Raw genomic sequence first — 17,406 nt, forward strand, 5'->3', positions numbered from 1 at the left:
TCGTTCACTCTTCCTCAATATATCTTGCAACTTCAGCTTTTACCGAACTGGAGATCCCGCTCTCGCCTTCAATAACATCCTTTAAGACATCCAATCTCCCGGTAAGTACGCAGAGAGGAAGCACACCAAAGAGCAGTTCCAAGTCCTTATCTTTTGCGGGATTCTCCAAAATGCATTTTGCATCGGACAGGACACGGGTTAACTGGCCCAATAGGAGTTTGCTAAGGCCCAAACGCTTAAATGCAGATATCCGGAGAGACTGTTTTTCCTCAGAAACATATGGTTGGAACTTCTCAGTGCGTTTACTTGGCCATGTCTCGAGAGCAGGTAAACTTCCTATAAAACATTCACTCAGGACGGGGAGCATGTAATTATAAAGGCCTTTCGGCTCAATAAGCATATCCTCGACATATGGATGGGTCCAGATTATCTGCTTTTTGAGTCTTGTAAACTTCTGCGGTAATGCATCCGTCCACCCTTTTCCGAACATATTTTGAACCGACACAATAGAATCGTCAGCCTCGCTGATTCTTTCCACTATAGAAAGGTCACATTCATCTCCTAAAGTCAATTGTCCTGCTCCGTTTGCGTACATCGAAATAGACAGCACCTCAGCAATATCCTGTCCCCCAGGGCCTGCAATCAAAGTTGGCACATTGTTGATATGGGTTGCATACAGAAAAGCAGTGAGCATTGAGCAGAAGTCTGGTTCAATGCCCAACGCACATGACAAATTCTGATAGATTGCATCATATTCATTGCGCCAGCTTTCTGCGAGTTCAATATCCTCATCAGAATATTGGCCACTGGTACCGCTGTATTGCCATGAGGCAGGGGGATTCCCATACGGCAAGGTTGCATTTGACTGAGGCAGAAAAACAGAAATATCAGCAATGAATCCTGCCATATCTTTTTGCGCGTCAGCAATTTTCTGGCGCACTGCGACCAGCGTTTCTTTTCCAATCGATTCATATTGCGCTATCTCTGCAAGTAACTGATCCAGTTCACCTTGTTTTGTAGCAATTTCTGCAAGTATTTTACTGTGCTGCTTTTTTGCAATGGATATTGTTTCTTCCATTTCTGAAACTTCTGCCTCAGCTTTGGCAATTTCAGCAGCATGAGAATTATGCCATTCCACGGATACGGCTTTTTCGCATAATTCTCTTAATTCATCGTGATTCTTTGCAATTTCAGCCAACACATTAACATCGATATCGCCGACCTTAATCAGTACATCTGCTCGATTAACAAAATCATCAACTGCCTGTTTTGCTTGGTCCAGAGTACAATTTAGTTTTTGAACAATCGCGTCGTACAAAGATTCACCGCAAATCTTCTCAAGAAGAAGTTTGCAATGTTTCCATTCAGCCTTGGTGGCACCAATACACTCCTTAAACAAAGGCCATGTGGTGCGTTCAAGAATGAGCGTGCGAATAACCTCGTTTGTATTTCCTATTGAAACGTATCCAGAAGGCTCTCCCGCCTGAAGTGTTTTTAGAAATCTTAGGTTACGATCATCCCAATTATAGATATCCCCGGAGGAAATTGTGTAGCTTGGCAGGGAATAGACAGTTTCCGAAAGTTTTGCACATCGATCCGAAATGTTGAACTCATTTGCACGACACAGTACGCCTGCGAACTGCCCCCATTTAGGTTCATAGCAAAAAAGTGTATCGCAAAAGTAAGCTTGTGTACGAGCAGTTCCATTCTGAAGTTGTTCAACCACTTCGTCTAAAGACTTTGCCATAAGAACTACTACACGTACCGGCGAGTAGTCTTTGACATAGTGCGACTGGACATAGTCAATTGTTGGGTTATCCCTATTAGGAATTGCTGTCCACTCCCAAATACCGACCGTTCCAAGCGCAGTAGGCCCATCGTTGCGGTACAGTCTATCTCTGTTTTCAAAATAGTTATCCGTCCGTTCTGACTTGAATGGTGTATGTAAAATATCATCTTCCACATCTGCTAAACGGTTCAGCCATATACGCCCTTCGTAATCTACAGTAATGTAGCACAGTGATGTGAAGGAAACTTCATTGTCAATCATCATTATCCCTCCCAGGATTATTTTGAATGGTTTTCCTGAGCAAATTTAAAGCTGTACGTGAAATTTCGCCTCGCCGCAAAGCCATGCAGAGCCATTTTTGCGTTTGGGGATATTTCGAGAATTTACTGACAAAACTTCCAACTGCATGCGTTACAGGAATCATCGGGCCAGAGCAAGAACTCAATTTTTTGACAAGTACAGCATCCAGCAACATAACATCCATGTTGACGGTTTCCTGCTCAAAACGAATGGAGCGAATGTAGTCGCAGCCTTGATAAAAATGTATCTCTGTGCCAAATGATAGTTCGTCGATTGTTAAATGCTCCTCGCCAGAAAGCTTGTAGATATATTCGGTCTTACCGTTTCTTTGAACCACAGCCTTCCCATCATACGGGCAAGAAACTGATATGCACTTTAATTTAGGAAGTTTTGCATAGCTCTCTTCATTTAGCGTGTTGCCAGAATGGTCAGATATGATTATTGCTGGTAACGGCGCCTTTTTGCGCAGGGGTTGCTTTACCAAATAGGAGAAGCCCAATGCTCCCGATTTTCCGAGTGAAATTAACTGTTCTCTTTCTCGAGTGTAGAGCTTATACAGTTTTCCATCCTGAATACCCAGCACATTCGCTGTTGCGGGATATGATTTCAGTTCGGCATCATCACCACATAAATAGAAGTAGAACTCAGGTGAGTTGTGGTATATAAAATACGGATCATTGATGTATGCCGGCCATATAGGATAGAATTTCGTCGGTTTTTCGGTCAGGAAAATCGCGTATTTTAGGAAAAACTTCGCAGAGTAAGCTGAAAACTTCTTGATACGAATCTTGTACAGATACCAAGTAGTGAAAGGACTCGCTTGATTTCTTGCTACTTCTGTTGCCTCAATATCTGTATGGTAGGAATACAGTGGACATCGTTGTAATAAATAATAGGAATTCCCGGAATAAGCTTTTCCTCCGGATTGGAGAATCTGCCCAGTTCGGCCATCAAAGAAAGATCCTGTCGTATTAATTCCTGTTATTTTGTTAGACCAGAAGCGTTTTAGCTCTGTGTTAGCATTTACATACTCGACCCCGTAAATCTGGCTCGGAATAGAGCCGACGCTTAAGTATGTTGTTCCAATCCGCTCAATTCGCTCAAACGAGTACTCATAAACTTGGTGTGAATCTCCGGCTATCTTAATTTTGTCGCAGTGTGCCTTGTTGTCTGGAGGGTAGAAGAACCCTAATTGTAGAGAAAATATCGATCCTGTTACAACAAGACGCAAAGGCATTATATGGCTGTTAAGTGCTCGTAGCGATCGACCGTAGTTTGGATCAAAAGAGGCTTGGCGTTCGTCGCATTCTTTATTGGGAGAGGCCGGATCATGACGGAAGTGTTGAACATTCATACCAGGGGCGGTAAGTAAAACATTTTGTGCGCATAATTCACATACAAAATGGCCGCTTCGTGCTGACGCACCATAAGGGTACATTTCGCATGCTTCTTCGACCGTGACACGACGATATCCAGTTTTAGAATCCCATACACATACATGCGTTAACGGCATATTTAGTCACCCGTACTCCCTTTATGGTTCTGTACTCTCCACAGGAGTGTCATCTTTGATAAAATCCATCATTTCTCCCGCATTGCAATCCATAACAGTGGCAATTTTAAGGAGGATAGATAGATTCACTTCTTGATTTTTTCGGAGCTTAGTAAATGTAGCAGAAGAAAGTCCTGCACGCTTGCGTAGCTCAGCTTTGCTCATCTCTCGTTCAGCGCAAAGGACCCATAATTTTTTGTAAGTTACTTTCATGGTTTCACCCCGAATAAGAAGGATTTATAAAATTATACTACTACGAACCACATCTGTTTTCAACATATTTCGCTTTTTCGCGAGTTGTTTCGATTGCATGAATTAAAGTTATCGCGAATCTAAACGCTTTTTTCTTTACGAGTGATTTTTTAAATATTTTGTTGGCTATTCTCCTCGTTCTGTGGTATGGTGTGTTGCTACCAGGAGGTGCAACACATGAAAACATTACTCAAGGACCTGTACGATTGCTTCTATACTCCGCCAGAGCTCCCAGCACAGAAGAAGGAAATCGAGGAATGCCATCAGGCACTCATTGAAGTGTTGGAAAAGCCGGAACGGCGGCTGGTGCTGCAGATCATCGACGCCAAAGACCGCATTGTGGAGGACACATCCATCGACAGCTTTATCTCTGGATTTGAGCTGGCGTGGCGGCTCTCTATGGAACTGAATCAACATGAAAAAGAGCGCTCAGTCTCTCGCTGTACGGCGAAAAGATTGGGCGCTCTTTCCATGTCCAGAAAGGAAGAAGCAAAATGAAGAAGCTAATCACTACTGTAGCCGCATCCGCCGCCTGTCTGGCCCTGTGTGCCGCCGTGTGGCTGCAGAACGAGCCAGCCGTGGAAACATCTGCGTCGCCTACTTCGCCCGCCGTAATCGCCGCACAGCCCGAAGTTCCGGAGTTGCCAGAAATTGGAGAAATCATAATGCCAGAGGAAGAAAAGTCGGATGTAACGCAACCGGAGCCAGTCAAAGAAGCTGCCACTGCACTGGGGTCATCGCCTATTCAAGCGACTCCGTCGGGTGAAGTACAGGCTTCCCCTGAACAGAATGCCACACCACCGCAAGAACCGGGGTCTGCCTCGGCATCATCTGACAGCTCTCCGTACAACATGGTCTATGTGCCGGGCTTCGGCTGGATAGAAAGTCAAGGCCCCAACCATGTTGAATACGCCGAGGACATGTACGAGAACAGCAATAAAATCGGCATCATGGGATAAACGAAAAGCAGTACGGTATCAGGCCAAGCCTGGTGCCGTACCGCTCATTCTGTTTCCTTCTCCAATGTGTCACTGAAAATCTTATGGACACGGATCAGCGAAACGACCTCGCAGATAAACCGCTCCATCAGTGCCTTTTCGTCCAACCATGTCCTCTGTGGCGTTGTGTACTGCCCAGAATTCGCTTCGGCTTCCGCCTTGGCCGCACGGATCGCTCTCTGTGCGGAAAGCCACTGTCCGTATGTGCCAGAATACAGATTTTTCCTCAGCTTCTGAAGAGCAGTCTTATACGCCTTCTCCGCTCCGCTGGGGCCATTGTAGTTGAGATAGATCGCCAGCTCCTGAAAGGTCATGCCGACCTCGTCCGGCTGACCGATGCCGAGGTAGCTTCGCACCAGATTCAGCTCTCTGGGCGTCAGCACCTCCTCCATCCGCTGCATCAGCAGCGTCCGACGCATGAGGCGGTCATAGGCAACAGCGGGATTGCCGCCGCAGCTGACGGAGAACACATCGTCACCTAACTGCTGGACGCAAAACAGCGTCCGGTATTCTTTTATCAACGCCTCGGCTGCCTTGGAGGATACCTTCAACTTTTCGCATACCGCCTTGGTCAATTCTGTCTCTGAGGCATCCTGTGCCTCGACGCAGAGGTATGCCACCCTGCGCAGTTGGCTGCCGCGGCTGGCTGGGACGGACAGCGGGAAGGCATGCCGCGCGGCGTAGTCAGACAGCGTTGCTTCTATCGCGGGCGTCGCATAGGTCAGCAGCTTCGTTCCGTAGGCGGGATCAAAGCGCCTCGCCGCGTCCAGCAGTGCCAGCGCCGCCTCCTGCTTCAAATCCTCCATCTCACACAACGGTGTGTACGCCCACGCCAGGTCGGTGAGGTAGCCCTCGTTCTGTGCGACGAGCCGCTCCGCAGCGTTTTTGTCTCCGGCTTGCATTCGCAACGCCAGCTCTTCATTGCAGGGGCCGTCCCCGGCAACGATGTACATATTTTTCGTCACAGGAATGGCCCCCCTTCCTCATTTCAGCCGATTCTCTGCCTCCGCGTAAATGTGTTCCAATTCCATGTCGTGCGCATATCCGTCAGCGGCATAGTCGTTGTCCATCAGCGCCTTGTCCCGGTAGCTCCCCGCCAGATACAGTGCCTCCCGCCGCAGGTCATCGGAGATCTTCCCTCTCTGGTGATGCTTGCGGATGGTGTCGGTGCGGGTATTGAACAGGCGGTAGACCGGGTGCTGTTTGTTCTGCTCCTTCTGGTGCATCATCGCGCCATACTGCCGGCAGGTATAGCGGCTGTCCTGCGGGGCGACGCCGTCGCAGTATTTAGGGATGTGGCCGTTAGTGGTCAGAAAGTATCTCCCGCAGCCTTGGCACTGGCTGGGCGCGTGGCCGTGGTGCAATCCGTTCATCAGGTCATAGGTGTAGAAATCGGTCAGGCGCGGAAAAATCACCCGTTCCACAAACACCATTTCTTTTTCGTTTTTAGGACTGCGGGCAAACACATAGGAGGAGGACAGCTCCGGGTAGACCGTGAACGGCTCCATATCCAAGCTCTGTAAACTCCGCATCTCATCCCAAAACTGCTCGCTGTTGAAGCAGTCATGCGCGGCCACGGCGAAATGTGTTTCGTTCCGTTTTTTCAGACGCCGCAGATAATCCAGCTCAAAGAACCGCCCCGCTGCATAGAAGTGGTACATGGCGATAGGGATGCGTATAATCCCGACGCAGAATCTCAGAAACTCTGTCTGGAGCTCTGAATTGGGCGTCCGTATTTGCAGGAGGTTTCTTTCGTCAAACAGGATATTGATCCGGCTCATTTCCTTCTCATAGTCATTGTAGCAAAAGGGCGGATACTTCCAAAGCAGTTCAGTCAGATACAGTATCCGTTCCCGCAGCTGCGGGAATACCGCCGCAGCGTCCTCATCGCTGCCCTGTACCACCACAGGGAACAGGAAGGTTGGTGCGCCGCCGGCCTGTATCAGCTCCGGCAGTTCTTCTTCGGGAATGTTCAGAATGGACATCGCCATGAATCCCGCCGGAAACTCCTGCTCCTGATAAAAGATCTTGTCATTCCAGACATCCATTGTGAACTGCGTGAAATCGTTGTTCTGCTGTACTCCCAGCGGCATAGCATCGCCCCCTGTCCCATATCCGTTTTACAGCTGTCCCGCGATATTCTCATTCTATCAAAAAAGACAGAATAATCAAGTGAAAGGGTTAGAGCCTCGACTGCAGCGAGGTCTCTGCCCTTATTCTTTTATCTGGAGGAACAAAAATTGAAAAAAGAAAACCGATTACTGACCATCGACGGTGAAACGCTGATGAGTCAGCCGCTCACACCGCTGAACTTCGTGGTGGACACGCTGCTCTCTCAGGGTCTGCACATCCTCGCGGGCTCACCCAAGGTGGGAAAGTCATGGCTGGCGCTGTGGCTGGCCGTCACGGTGGCGAAGGGCGATCCCGTCTGGGGCATGGGCGTGAAACAGGGCACCACGCTCTACCTCTGCCTGGAGGACTCCACCCTCCGCATCCAGAACCGTCTGTTCGAGATCACAGAGGACGCCCCCGCCAACGTCCACTTCTCCACCAACAGCGATACCCTTGGCAAGGGTCTGGAGGAACAGCTCCGCGCGTTCCTCTCAGAGCACCCCGACACGGTGCTGGTTATCATCGATACGCTGCAAATGATCCGCGGCGCCGGTTATGACAACACCTACGCAAATGACTACCGTGACCTCTCTGCTCTGAAGCAGATTGCGGATGCCCACGGCATCGCCATTTTGCTGATCCATCATCTGCGCAAGGAGAGCGCTGACGATGTGTTCAATCGCATCTCCGGCACCACCGCCATCAGCGGTGCGGTGGATTCCAGCTTCACGCTGGTGGAGGAACGGCGGGGCAGCGGCAGAGCGAAGCTCTCCTGTATTGGCCGTGACATTGAATACCGGGAGCTGACACTGGAGCGCAACGGTGAAAATGTATGGGAGCTGGTGTCGGACAGCCGGACACAGCCAGAACTGCTGGGCGACCGCATCATTTATCTTCTCTCTGAACTAATGCGTGAGCGAACCAAATTTATCGGCACTCCCACAGAGCTGTCTGAACGAATCGACCCTGTGGGGGTGGAGCGCATGTCACCCAAGAAAGTATCCCGACAGATCCTGCAAAACCTTGACGCACTAAGGAAAATCGGCATTTCCGCCGTGGTGCGCCGCAGCAACGGCAAGCGGCTCATCGAGCTGCGCCGTGCCGAAAGTGACGATACACAGGATACCCAAGTTGTTGACCCTATCGACCCTGCCGATGTCTCAGGCGGTGAGAACGCCCCGTGTTTCGCCCTGTAAGCCGCTGTGTGCGCGGTTCGGGGCTGGGGTGGTGTGTGTATCCGCTGAGGGGATATTCAGCCCGCACAGGGCGAGCACTGCGGCGGCATAAAAACGGCGAATACGCCGCCGTGACCCGTGGGCGTCCAGCGTTTCAACGGCATGAAGCGCACGCCGAGGGTAGTGATACCACCCCCATGCAGGAACGCCGAAAAAGTGCTGTGTGCAGGAGAAATAATCCCTTAAAAACCGGATGAAGAAACATTTCATTTCTCTGCCGCAGATGGGAAATTTCTCTGCTTAAGCCGTTATTTCCAATAGGCGCAGGGAGTTTCCTTTTACAGGAGTCTTATCACCTCCGTTGGAGGTGGCCAGCATCGCATTTGTCTGGTCTGCGGCGAAGCCGCTGCCCTGCCAAATGCTCTGGGCGGGGCGTGGCCCCACACCCCATTTTCGGGCAGAAGCCCACACCCACTTGAAGCCCCCCCCAGCTCTCCGAGGGGACGAAAGAAATCATTTCAGAAAGGTCATTGATTATGAAAAAAGATATCAAATTCAGTACGCGCATGGCGTCCGCCGACCGCGAGAAGATCAAGGCGCTGGCAGCGAAGGCCCATATGTCCATGAGCGACTACGTCACCGCCTGCTGTCTCGGCAAGCGGATCATTGTCATCGACGGGCAGAAAGAACTGCTCCGCCAGCTCAAGGGCATCGGCAGCAACATCAACCGCCTTACCGTCCTCGCCAACATGGGCAAGGTGCAGGTCATCGGCCTCGACAAGGCCGCGCAGGAACTGTCCGAGGTCAGCGCCGCTCTGCGGTCAGTCTTGGAAGGTCGGTGAGCCGTATGGCCATCGTACATTTCGTGAACTACAAGCGGGGCACGCAATCCCACGCCGCCATGCGCAGCGTGATGCTCTACATCATGCAGGAGAAGAAAACCGCATGGGAGGACGGGCCGCTCATCAGCGGCATCAACTGTCAGCCCCAAAGCGTCTATGACGACTTCCTGAATACCAAGCTGCTCTACCACAAGGACGGCGGCGTGATGTTCTACCACATGGTGCAGTGCTTTCCGAAGGGCGCGGCGGTCGATCCCCGGCAGGCCCACGAAGCCGCGCGGCGGCTGGCGGAATACTTCGACGGCTGCGAGGTGTTGGTCTGCACCCACGTAGACCGGGAGCACATCCATTCTCACTTTCTCATCAACTCGGTCAACTTTGATACCGGACGGAAACTGCATATCGCAAAGGAGCAGCTCCAGGAACTGCGGCATCGCAACGACATGGTCTGCAGGGAGTTTTCACTTCCTGTGTTTCAACCAAGGGAACAAAAGCAGAAAACAAAGACTATGACCATCGGTGAGTATCACACAGCAGCCCGTGGTCAGAGCAAAAAGCTGCAGCTCATGAATATCATCAACGATTGTATGCGCCATGCGTTCACCCGTGAGAAATTCATTGCGCTGATGGAGAGCGAGGGCTACAAGGTTCGCTGGGAAAAGTCCCGAAAGAACATCACCTATACCACGCCGAGCGGCTGGCAATGTCGTGACCGGCTGTTGTTCGGTGACAAATATCTAAAGGAGAACATGGAATATGAATTCAGGATCAGAGAAGAAATTATCTATGGACGAGCTGTTGGAGAAGAACCGTCCTGCACAGACAGCGCAGACCACATCAGCGCTGACAGTACAGAGCACGCCGCAACCCCTGGCACAGGAGCAGACACCTACTTCCGAAGTGCATCCCACGAAAGAAGACTGGGGGGGATCTGCAGAGCGACCTCTACACGCTGGGTTACCACGCCGAGAGACAGACCGGCTATCTGAAGAAGGCCAGCGAACTGCAGGAGCAGTTCCCGACCCGGACACAGGTGGACGAGCTGCTGAAAGTGCTGAAGCATCTGGAGCAGATGGCCGAACAGGCTGGGAAGCCGAAAGAGAAGCGTTCTTCTCTGCCCAATATCAAACTACCCAGGCTGCATCTGCCGCACCTGGATGGTCCGACATGGATAGTCCTGCTGATGGCGCTGGCGGCGTTGTTTCTGCTGTGGTGGGCCTGGGCTGGAGACTGGAACAATCTCAGTCTGCTGAGCCTGTGACGGACAGCACCACCATGCATTATCACGCAGACAGAAAAACGCTGCGCAAAGAAAAGGAAAAGAAGATTGCCCTCGGTCAGAAAGAGGACGATCACGAAGAAGAACGGAGTTGGCAGCAGACCATGTGACGGTCTGCTATTTTTGTTGCCCGAATTGGTTTTGGGGGAAAGGAATGCTATGAAAAGTGAATTCGAAGTGTATATGGAGACAGGTATTCTGGGTGGTTATATTCCGGAGCGAGCAATCGGCTACCGGGATGACAATACAATCACGCCGATCTACCGGGATACATCCTATCACGAAACGGAACGTGGTATGGAGCTGCGTCGGGAGATGATCGTGGGCGGACGAAAATTCTTTGTCCGTTCCATCTTCTCTACCGCAGAGAAAGCGAAAACACCTACGGAGCAGATGCTCCAAATCATCGACAGTGATTTGGGAAAAGGTTCGATTTGAGGATAGACATTGGGCAGGAGATACGGTATGTTAGTTGTTGCCGTATCGGCTTGCCCGGAAAGGAGTAGCAATGGCAAGCAACGAAAAATATACCATCCTCTATGGCCGGCTGAGTCAGGAGGATACGCAGAAAACAAATAAGACGGATGACTCGAACAGTATCCAGAATCAAGAGTTACTATGTAGAGGGTGGTTTCTCCCACCTAATACATATGACTGCGGCTCATTTGTGGTGAATGGAACAGCAGTTGTAGGAAAGGAGACAAAAAACTTATAACCGCTGCAAATCAACACAAAAAGGAGCTGAACTTTATGAAATCTCTATTTGAGGAAATGGGCGGCACTTACCGTCAGGAGGGTGATTATCTTATCCCGAACCTTGCGCTGCCGGACGAACCAGAATACCAGATCGGCAAGTACGGGCGTATGCGCCGCAACTATCTGAAAGAACATCGTCCGGTTCTCTATGCAAGCCTGCTCACAAGCGGAACGCTGCATCGGCACCTTGCCGAGATCGACCAAGCCTGCAACGAGCGTATGGCAATCATCGTTTCCGATATGGCAAGGCAGGAAGATGTGACCGAAGCGCTCAAAGCCGCCGACCAAATGGAATGGGTGCGCCGCATGAACAGCATCCGCAGCCGTGCTGAGGAAATTGTTCTGACTGAACTTGTATATAACTGATGAACGCCCGTTATTGGCTGCATGGCCGATAACGGGCGTTCTCTTATTCTTTGGGCAATACGAACCTATATTTGCCCTTGCCTTGACCGGCAACAGGTTCTATTAGTCCTGCGCTTTTGAGCTTATCTATCAATGCACCTGCCGGTGAGGAGGGTTACACCCGCGAGATTCATAATATCCGCTCGTGCAAATGCAGCGTCAAAACCAAATTTATGATACAGCTTTAGCATTGTTTCCTTGGTGCTTGCTTTCGCTTTCAGCCCTAAAAGGAATGTTTCAAACAGCTGGTTTTTCTCAGAAACAACTGCTTTCTGCTCATCAAACAACTGGTTTTCATCCGAAATACTCGTTTTATCAATGGATTGCCCATAATTCAGGTTGTACAGCGTCACTTGGAATGAGGTAACATCCGAGTAGAATTTAGGCTCCAACTCAGCACGGTAGTTGTGGGCGGCATGATAGGATTCCGTGATCTTCTTAAAACCACTGCCCTGCCGCTCCATATAGCCCAATCTGCCGAAAATATCTGCAAGGACGGGATTGCGTCGTGTGGAGGAAATGCTGGACAGGTCTCGTTCCTGTATTCGCGTACCGTCGGGCATACCACCGGGAGAATAAATGGTAAGGCGGTCATCGTAAATATCAATGTGTACCTCGCTGCCCAATATCAGATAGTCGCGGTGGATCAGCGCATTGACAAGCGCCTCAAAAACGCTTCGTTCGCAGTAGTCGGGCATCTCAACACGAGAATCGGCAGTTTTCTTCCAGCGCGTTTTCATATTCCGCTTGACAAAGCTGACACCCTCATTGAGCAGGATGATCAGGCTACCGGAGAATTCTGCGCTGTCAAGTGCATCCACCATGCCGCCGCTTTTATCAAGGCCGTTCCAGCGTGTGCAGAACAGGCGGGAATGCCGGATGGGAGAATCATCTGCAAGCAAAGCGCCCGCATTGGTCAGCTTGCCGTGTTCGTCCCGCATATCGAAGGAATCGAACAGCTTTTCTTCCATGCTGTTGCCCGTCCAAGCCTTATACCGTTCGCGCAGCTTGGAAAAAGCGTAATCCTTGAAATCATACTCGGAAACCAGTTCGTCATAAGTGCGGTGCATTCCCTTGAGAATCAGTTGGTTCAGCGCATAGGACGGGGCGATCACGCTTTCATTGCCGATGCGGATATACGCCTCCATAATGCCGTCCGCTTTGTAGTAATACGGTGTGGAGCGCCCTGCTGACACAGACAGCACAAGAATGTCCTTGCCGTCCTCCCGCTCCGGTGCGAGGACAAAACTCGGATAAGGCGTGATACGCTCTTTGATCAACCGGCTGATTGCCTCTGCATCGGTCTGTGCATCGTCTAAGCCGACAGCATTTCTGTCATTATCAATACCAAAAAACAGCGTACCGCCAATTCCGTTTGCAAACGCACTGACGCTTTTGAGCCAGCTTTTCGGCTTCTTTACCTCCAGCGCGACCTTGAAATCACATTCGGTCGCTTCTGCGATCCAGCGGTCAATCATCATTCTCACCGTCCTGCCCCTTATTTTTTTCTCTGCTCTTATAGACATTATACTGATTCTTGCAGCGGGGGCTGCAAAATGCGGAATTGGAGCGACTGCTCAGAAACACCTTCTGGCAGTGCTTGCACAGCCGCAGGGGCTTCTCTCCATCCACCAGCAGGAAGCTGAACATCATCTGGATGCCCAGCAGCAGGGAGTGAAAATCCCAATAGATGGTCGGCTTGTCCAACAGCTCAATATGATAGCTGGGCGCAATGCCGCCGAAGGCAGCCATGGCCTTGCGGTAGAGATTTCTTGTATCCTCGTCAATGCTGTCGTAGTCATTGTAGTACAAAATAGAGGTAGTCAGAGTGAAAGCCCAGTCCTTGAACTGCTGCGCCACCCAGTCATAGGCTTCAGCATACTCCCGCTGGAAGCTCATGTTCTTTGCCATCGGCTCATCCATGAAGGTCATGGTCAGGGCAATCATCATATTATCCCCGGAAACATTCCAACTGGATTCCACGCCTTTTTTCACTACATCCAATTTGTCAAAGGGATAGAACAGGGCAAGGTAGTCCTCTGTTGCCATGCTTTCTTCCTTGATGAAATGGTTTTTCGGCAGATACACCTTCTCATAGTCCATAAAGGACGGCGTGGTGGGCAGCGCCGTCATCAGACCCAGCAAACCGTAATGGGTCACAAACTCCAGAATAGCCTTCTGCACCTCGTCCTCCGGACTGCGGTTCATCATCAGCATTCCCACATTCAGCGCATCCAGCACGATTCCCGGCGCTTCCTTCAAGGGATTATAGATGTCGGGTTTGGCATTCTTCCCCGGCGTGATATACCGCTTTCCGTCTGCGGCAGTTTTCAGTTCATAGCGGTCATACCGCACCCAATGGGAACGGGACTGCTCAAAGAGATTCTTCATGGTACTGTTCCTCTCTGCTCGTAATCCAACTATATATTAACCATATTACTATTGTATCAACCGTCCTTGGCTTCGTCAAGGGCGGCTTTTTTCTTTCTCGGAGGTGTTTTATTCTCCGGGCGGATTACGGCATCTTTGCCCATGGTTTGCAGCAGTGCTTCATATTCCTCCACGAACTCGCGCTCTCGCAGGGTAATGCTGTAGTCCTTTTCCAGCTTTTCGCTCAGATGCTCATACATCCGCCTTTGCAGCTTTTTCTGAATGGTCATCCGCAGCTTACGGATGTTCCGGTCGGATTGCCCACGGATGGCAGCAAGCCTTGTGGTGCTGTATTGCTTGACGAACAGGTAGTACAGTACCTCCTTCTGTTCATCGCTGAGGGTGAAGAAGAGTTTGGAGAGAAAACGGTTTGCTGTCAGCTGGTGCAGCTCGTAGGGACAGGAGAAGATGATGTCAAGAAAATTTCCCTGACAAAGCTGGCGAAACCTTGGCAAATTCATCCACATCGGGGCGATCTTCGGATCAGGCACGGCCTGAAACTCCAACGGCACATCCCCGCGCAGATTTTCGTGGTCACGCTCCCGGCGTTCCCGATTTCTGTCCAGCTTGTTCCACTCGTCCACAACACTCAGAAAATCCGATTCCGTCCGGGCTGCTTCCTCCAGCCGCCGCAGAGCCTCTGCGCGAATTTCCCGTTTGAGCCGTTTTTCGCTGGTGGGCGCGGCTTCTTCCTCCTCGTCCTCCTGCTCGGCGTTGTAGTCTCTGGGGTGCTCGTCTTGCTCCAGCTCGCTCTCCATCTCCAGTGTGCGTTCTTCTGCAAGTGCTTCCTCCAGCGTCTCGTCCTCCGGCGCACCGTCAGACGAATCCTCCCAATCGGCGAAGCTATCCTCATCCATTTCAAGGTCGGCTTCCTCTATTTGCTCCTCGGTATCTTCTTCCTCATCGGAAAAATCATCATCCCACAGCAGTTCATCCTCCCATGATTCCACGACAGCTTCACCTCCTCGAAAAAATATTTTTCTTTTTCTCAAAAAACAGTTCCGATTTACACCCCGTATTTCTCCTATTAGTAGAGGAAGTAATCTTAACGCAAGTTACACAGGTTACTCTCCGAGCCATCAACGAAGAAAAGGAGGATATGGGGCATGGAAAACCAACAGAAAGACACGGTTGGCTTACAGTCAACGGAACCGGATTTATTATATCAAAAACCAGCAAATTACGCAAGGAGGAAGCCTATGGAGCAAACGCAACAGGAACAGTTCATCATTCGGCGCATCGGCGGCACCACCTATAAGGTAAGGGTCGCATTCAGCGAAACAGCAGCGGAGACTATGGAGGAAAAGATTCTGCGGATGATCCGCAATGAGGGGGTTACAAATGACGGTACTTGTGGTATAATGGAAGCACCACAAATGAGCCGTCAGTCTGAAAGGAGCGCCGAATGCGCATGAAACAGACTGAGGAAAAGATCACCGCTCTGTATGAGCGGCTGAGCCGTGACGATGACAATGCTGGTGATAGCAACTCCATCGTGAATCAGAAAAAAATACCTCGAAAGCTATGCCCAGCAGAGAGGCTACGCCAACTGCCGCCACTATACCGATGACGGATGGAGCGGCGGTAATTTTGACCGTCCCGCATGGAAACGGCTGGTGGCGGACATCGAGGCCGGAAAGGTTGCCCATGTCATTGTCAAGGATATGAGCCGGGCCGGTCGTGATTACCTGCAAACCGGCTTTTACACGGAGGTATTCTTCCGGCAGCACGGCGTCCACTTTGTGGCGATTGCCAACGGCGTGGACAGCGACGATCAGAACAGCAACGAATTTGCGCCCTTCCTCAACATCATGAACGAATGGTATCTTCGTGACCTGAGCCGCAAGCAGAAAACCGCCATTCGGGTCAAAGGGGAATCCGGCAAGCCCACCACCAACTGCGCCATCTATGGCTACAAGAAAGACCCGGAGAACAAGTATCACTGGCTGATCGACGAGGAAGCTGCCGCCGTGGTGCGGCGTATCTTCCAGCTGACCATCGAGGGCAAAGGCCCTTACGATATTGCCCGCATTCTGTTCGATGACAAGATCGACACGCCTGCGGTCTACTTTGGCAAGCAGAATAAAGGCGTCTGGAAAAGCAAGGAGGAGTTCCCCAACCCCTATAACTGGAGCGGCTACATCGTTGGGCAGATTTTGTCCAAGCCGGAGTATATGGGGCATACGGTGAATTTCCGTTCCCACAAGCAGTCCTATAAGGATAAAAATGCCGTAATGAATCCCAAAGAGGATTGGCTGATTTTCGAGAACACCCATGAAGCCATCGTGGATGCAGAAACATGGGAGCTGGCGCAGAAGCTGCGGAAAACGCCACGGCGGCATGACACGCTGGGTGAGGCCAATCCGCTGACGGGACTTGTGTTCTGTGCGGACTGCGGCGCAAAGATGATGAATCATCGTTCACGGGGCGGTACGGAGAACAATCCCTATCCGTCGGATTTTTACGATTGCTCCACCTATACGCTGGCACATCAGAAACGCACCCACGCTTGCAGCGGACACTATATCCGCAGCAAGGTGTTGCGGGAGCTGATTCTGGAAACCATCCGGGCTGCCAGCACCTTCGCCATCTCTGACCGAGATGCTTTTCTGGAGAAGGTGCGCTCTGCCTCCCAGCTGCGGCAGGCGGAAGCGGCCAAGGATGCCAAGCGGAAGCTGAGCAAGGACAAGAAACGCATTGCCGAGCTGGACACCATCATCAAAAAACTCTATGAATCCTTTGCCGTCGGGCGCATCACTGATGAGCGCTTTGACAGTCTGCTGGCAGAATATGAGGCGGAGCAGAAAGCGCTGACAGCGTCCGTCTCCGAAATGGAAACGCAGATGTCCGCCTTTGCCGAGGACACCGACCGAGCCAAGCAGTTTCTGGAGCTGGCAAAGAAGTACACGGACTTCTCCGAGCTGACCACGCCCATGATCAACGAGTTTATTGAGAAAATCATCGTCCACGCCCCGGAAAAAATTGACGGCGACCGGGTGCAGGAAGTGGAGATCCATCTGCGGTTCATCGGGCGGTTTGAGCTGCCTGTCACGGAGCTGAGCGAAGAAGAAATCAAGCGGCAGGAGTTCTTGAAGAAGGAGCGCATCCGCAGCCGGGAGCGCTATCAGAAGCTGAAATCCGGGGAACGCATCGTGGGTGTCCCGGTTACGCTGACCTGCAAATGCTGCGGGCAGGAGTTTGCATCCAAGCGGACAAATACCCTGTTCTGCGGCCCCAACTGCCGGGCGAAATTCTACCGGCAGGAGGCGGCGGAGAGCCGCAGCCGAGAGTGTACCTGTGAGAACTGCGGCAAGGAGTTTATCACAACAAGGTCAGATGTGAAATATTGCAGTGACGATTGTCGGTATGCAGCACAGATCAAGCGGCAGGTCGCACGGAAGAAAGCCTTGCGAGAGGCGAAGCTCGAACCAGCAGTGCCGGAGAAAGAAACGAAAACAGCATAAGAAGAGACGCAGACGGCGGCTTGCCCCAGATCGGGCAGGCCGCCTTTTTGTG

Annotated in this window: 17 protein-coding genes and 1 pseudogene; 10 read left to right on the forward strand and 8 right to left on the reverse strand. The window is 51.2% G+C overall.

Translation table 11 applies throughout. From position 1 onward, the window contains the following. Positions 1–4: 4 nt before the first annotated feature. The 3 genes from KJS28_RS01970 to KJS28_RS01980 are packed head-to-tail and all read right to left on the reverse strand — an operon-like array spanning position 5 to position 3,854. Complete coding sequence (locus KJS28_RS01970; RefSeq protein WP_213541535.1) at positions 5–2,050, reverse strand: coiled-coil domain-containing protein; 2,046 nt, start codon at positions 2,048–2,050, stop codon at positions 5–7. Further along, positions 2,043–3,602 (reverse strand): hypothetical protein, encoded by a 1,560-nt coding sequence (locus KJS28_RS01975; protein ID WP_213541536.1) that lies wholly within the window; start codon positions 3,600–3,602, stop codon positions 2,043–2,045. Before KJS28_RS01975 ends, KJS28_RS01970 begins: the two co-directional genes overlap by 8 nt. Positions 3,603–3,623: 21 nt before the next feature. Then, positions 3,624–3,854 (reverse strand): helix-turn-helix domain-containing protein, encoded by a 231-nt coding sequence (locus KJS28_RS01980; protein ID WP_213541537.1) that lies wholly within the window; start codon positions 3,852–3,854, stop codon positions 3,624–3,626. Positions 3,855–4,070: 216 nt separating this feature from the next. On the opposite strand from KJS28_RS01980, the gene KJS28_RS01985 reads away from it, so the two are divergent. Then, positions 4,071–4,391 (forward strand): DUF6809 family protein, encoded by a 321-nt coding sequence (locus tag KJS28_RS01985; protein ID WP_213541538.1) that lies wholly within the window; start codon positions 4,071–4,073, stop codon positions 4,389–4,391. Next, positions 4,388–4,852, forward strand: a complete 465-nt coding sequence (locus tag KJS28_RS01990; protein ID WP_213541539.1) for a DUF6550 family protein — start codon at positions 4,388–4,390, stop codon at positions 4,850–4,852. The genes KJS28_RS01985 and KJS28_RS01990 overlap by 4 nt, the downstream gene beginning before the upstream one ends. Positions 4,853–4,896: 44 nt before the next feature. Here KJS28_RS01990 and KJS28_RS01995 read toward each other — a convergent pair whose 3' ends face one another. Both KJS28_RS01995 and KJS28_RS02000 read right to left on the reverse strand, forming a co-directional pair. Then, entirely contained in the window at positions 4,897–5,856 is a 960-nt protein-coding gene (locus KJS28_RS01995) for a sigma factor (protein WP_213541540.1), read from the reverse strand. Positions 5,857–5,874: 18 nt separating this feature from the next. Next, entirely contained in the window at positions 5,875–6,984 is a 1,110-nt protein-coding gene (locus KJS28_RS02000; RefSeq protein ID WP_213541541.1) for a DUF6076 domain-containing protein, read from the reverse strand. 147 nt (positions 6,985–7,131) lie between these two features. Here KJS28_RS02000 and KJS28_RS02005 point away from each other — a divergent pair, with 147 nt between their 5' ends. From KJS28_RS02005 to KJS28_RS02030, 6 genes are all read left to right on the forward strand, one after another. Next, on the forward strand, positions 7,132–8,199 hold the full coding sequence (locus KJS28_RS02005) for an AAA family ATPase (protein WP_213541542.1): 1,068 nt from the start codon (positions 7,132–7,134) through the stop codon (positions 8,197–8,199). A gap of 515 nt (positions 8,200–8,714) precedes the next feature. Continuing rightward, positions 8,715–9,020: a MobC family plasmid mobilization relaxosome protein gene (locus KJS28_RS02010; protein WP_213541543.1), complete on the forward strand. Its 306-nt coding sequence runs from the start codon at positions 8,715–8,717 to the stop codon at positions 9,018–9,020. Positions 9,021–9,025: 5 nt separating this feature from the next. Beyond that, the gene (locus KJS28_RS02015) at positions 9,026–10,009 is read left to right on the forward strand and encodes a relaxase/mobilization nuclease domain-containing protein (RefSeq protein ID WP_228298417.1); all 984 of its coding nucleotides are present in this window, start codon (positions 9,026–9,028) and stop codon (positions 10,007–10,009) included. Positions 10,010–10,053: 44 nt separating this feature from the next. After that, positions 10,054–10,281 carry a hypothetical protein gene (locus KJS28_RS02020; RefSeq protein ID WP_213541545.1) on the forward strand — a complete coding sequence of 76 codons (228 nt, stop codon included), beginning with the start codon at positions 10,054–10,056 and terminating at the stop codon, positions 10,279–10,281. A 177-nt stretch (positions 10,282–10,458) separates the two neighbouring features. Further along, a complete protein-coding gene (locus KJS28_RS02025; protein WP_213541546.1) occupies positions 10,459–10,737 on the forward strand; it encodes a hypothetical protein in 279 nt (92 codons plus the stop codon). Between the two features lie 312 nt (positions 10,738–11,049). Beyond that, the gene (locus KJS28_RS02030) at positions 11,050–11,421 is read left to right on the forward strand and encodes a TnpV protein (RefSeq protein ID WP_213540307.1); all 372 of its coding nucleotides are present in this window, start codon (positions 11,050–11,052) and stop codon (positions 11,419–11,421) included. A 122-nt stretch (positions 11,422–11,543) separates the two neighbouring features. On the opposite strand, the gene KJS28_RS02035 is transcribed toward KJS28_RS02030, so the two are convergent. The 3 genes from KJS28_RS02035 to KJS28_RS02045 are packed head-to-tail and all read right to left on the reverse strand — an operon-like array spanning position 11,544 to position 14,840. After that, positions 11,544–12,941, reverse strand: a complete 1,398-nt coding sequence (locus tag KJS28_RS02035) for an ATP-binding protein (RefSeq protein WP_228298418.1) — start codon at positions 12,939–12,941, stop codon at positions 11,544–11,546. Beyond that, complete coding sequence (locus tag KJS28_RS02040) at positions 12,931–13,851, reverse strand: hypothetical protein (protein ID WP_213541547.1); 921 nt, start codon at positions 13,849–13,851, stop codon at positions 12,931–12,933. Before KJS28_RS02040 ends, KJS28_RS02035 begins: the two co-directional genes overlap by 11 nt. A gap of 56 nt (positions 13,852–13,907) precedes the next feature. Further along, positions 13,908–14,840: a sigma-70 family RNA polymerase sigma factor gene (locus tag KJS28_RS02045; protein ID WP_213541548.1), complete on the reverse strand. Its 933-nt coding sequence runs from the start codon at positions 14,838–14,840 to the stop codon at positions 13,908–13,910. 156 nt (positions 14,841–14,996) lie between these two features. On the opposite strand from KJS28_RS02045, the gene KJS28_RS02050 reads away from it, so the two are divergent. Together KJS28_RS02050 and KJS28_RS02055 are read left to right on the forward strand one after the other, a co-directional pair. After that, entirely contained in the window at positions 14,997–15,305 is a 309-nt protein-coding gene (locus tag KJS28_RS02050; RefSeq protein WP_213540306.1) for a transposon-encoded TnpW family protein, read from the forward strand. Then, a pseudogene (locus tag KJS28_RS02055) lies at positions 15,296–17,354 on the forward strand (DUF4368 domain-containing protein). The gene KJS28_RS02050 and the pseudogene KJS28_RS02055 overlap by 10 nt, the downstream one beginning before the upstream one ends. Positions 17,355–17,406: the final 52 nt, after the last annotated feature.

The organism is Vescimonas coprocola (assembly GCF_018408575.1).
GTDB lineage: Bacteria > Bacillota > Clostridia > Oscillospirales > Oscillospiraceae > Vescimonas > Vescimonas coprocola.

Excerpts from the sequence above, each read along its gene's own strand:
- KJS28_RS01985 (WP_213541538.1), top strand. The coding sequence starts at position 4,071 with ATGAAAACATTACTCAAGGACCTGTACGATTGCTTCTATACTCCGCCA.
- KJS28_RS02050 (WP_213540306.1), top strand. The coding sequence starts at position 14,997 with ATGGAAAACCAACAGAAAGACACGGTTGGCTTACAGTCAACGGAACCG.
- KJS28_RS01980 (WP_213541537.1), bottom strand. The coding sequence starts at position 3,854 with ATGAAAGTAACTTACAAAAAATTATGGGTCCTTTGCGCTGAACGAGAG.
- KJS28_RS02030 (WP_213540307.1), top strand. The coding sequence starts at position 11,050 with ATGAAATCTCTATTTGAGGAAATGGGCGGCACTTACCGTCAGGAGGGT.
- KJS28_RS02015 (WP_228298417.1), top strand. The coding sequence starts at position 9,026 with ATGGCCATCGTACATTTCGTGAACTACAAGCGGGGCACGCAATCCCAC.
- KJS28_RS01970 (WP_213541535.1), bottom strand. The coding sequence starts at position 2,050 with ATGATTGACAATGAAGTTTCCTTCACATCACTGTGCTACATTACTGTA.
- KJS28_RS02040 (WP_213541547.1), bottom strand. The coding sequence starts at position 13,851 with ATGAAGAATCTCTTTGAGCAGTCCCGTTCCCATTGGGTGCGGTATGAC.
- KJS28_RS02035 (WP_228298418.1), bottom strand. The coding sequence starts at position 12,941 with ATGATGATTGACCGCTGGATCGCAGAAGCGACCGAATGTGATTTCAAG.
- KJS28_RS02010 (WP_213541543.1), top strand. The coding sequence starts at position 8,715 with ATGAAAAAAGATATCAAATTCAGTACGCGCATGGCGTCCGCCGACCGC.
- KJS28_RS01975 (WP_213541536.1), bottom strand. The coding sequence starts at position 3,602 with ATGCCGTTAACGCATGTATGTGTATGGGATTCTAAAACTGGATATCGT.
- KJS28_RS01990 (WP_213541539.1), top strand. The coding sequence starts at position 4,388 with ATGAAGAAGCTAATCACTACTGTAGCCGCATCCGCCGCCTGTCTGGCC.
- KJS28_RS02025 (WP_213541546.1), top strand. The coding sequence starts at position 10,459 with ATGAAAAGTGAATTCGAAGTGTATATGGAGACAGGTATTCTGGGTGGT.
- KJS28_RS02000 (WP_213541541.1), bottom strand. The coding sequence starts at position 6,984 with ATGCCGCTGGGAGTACAGCAGAACAACGATTTCACGCAGTTCACAATG.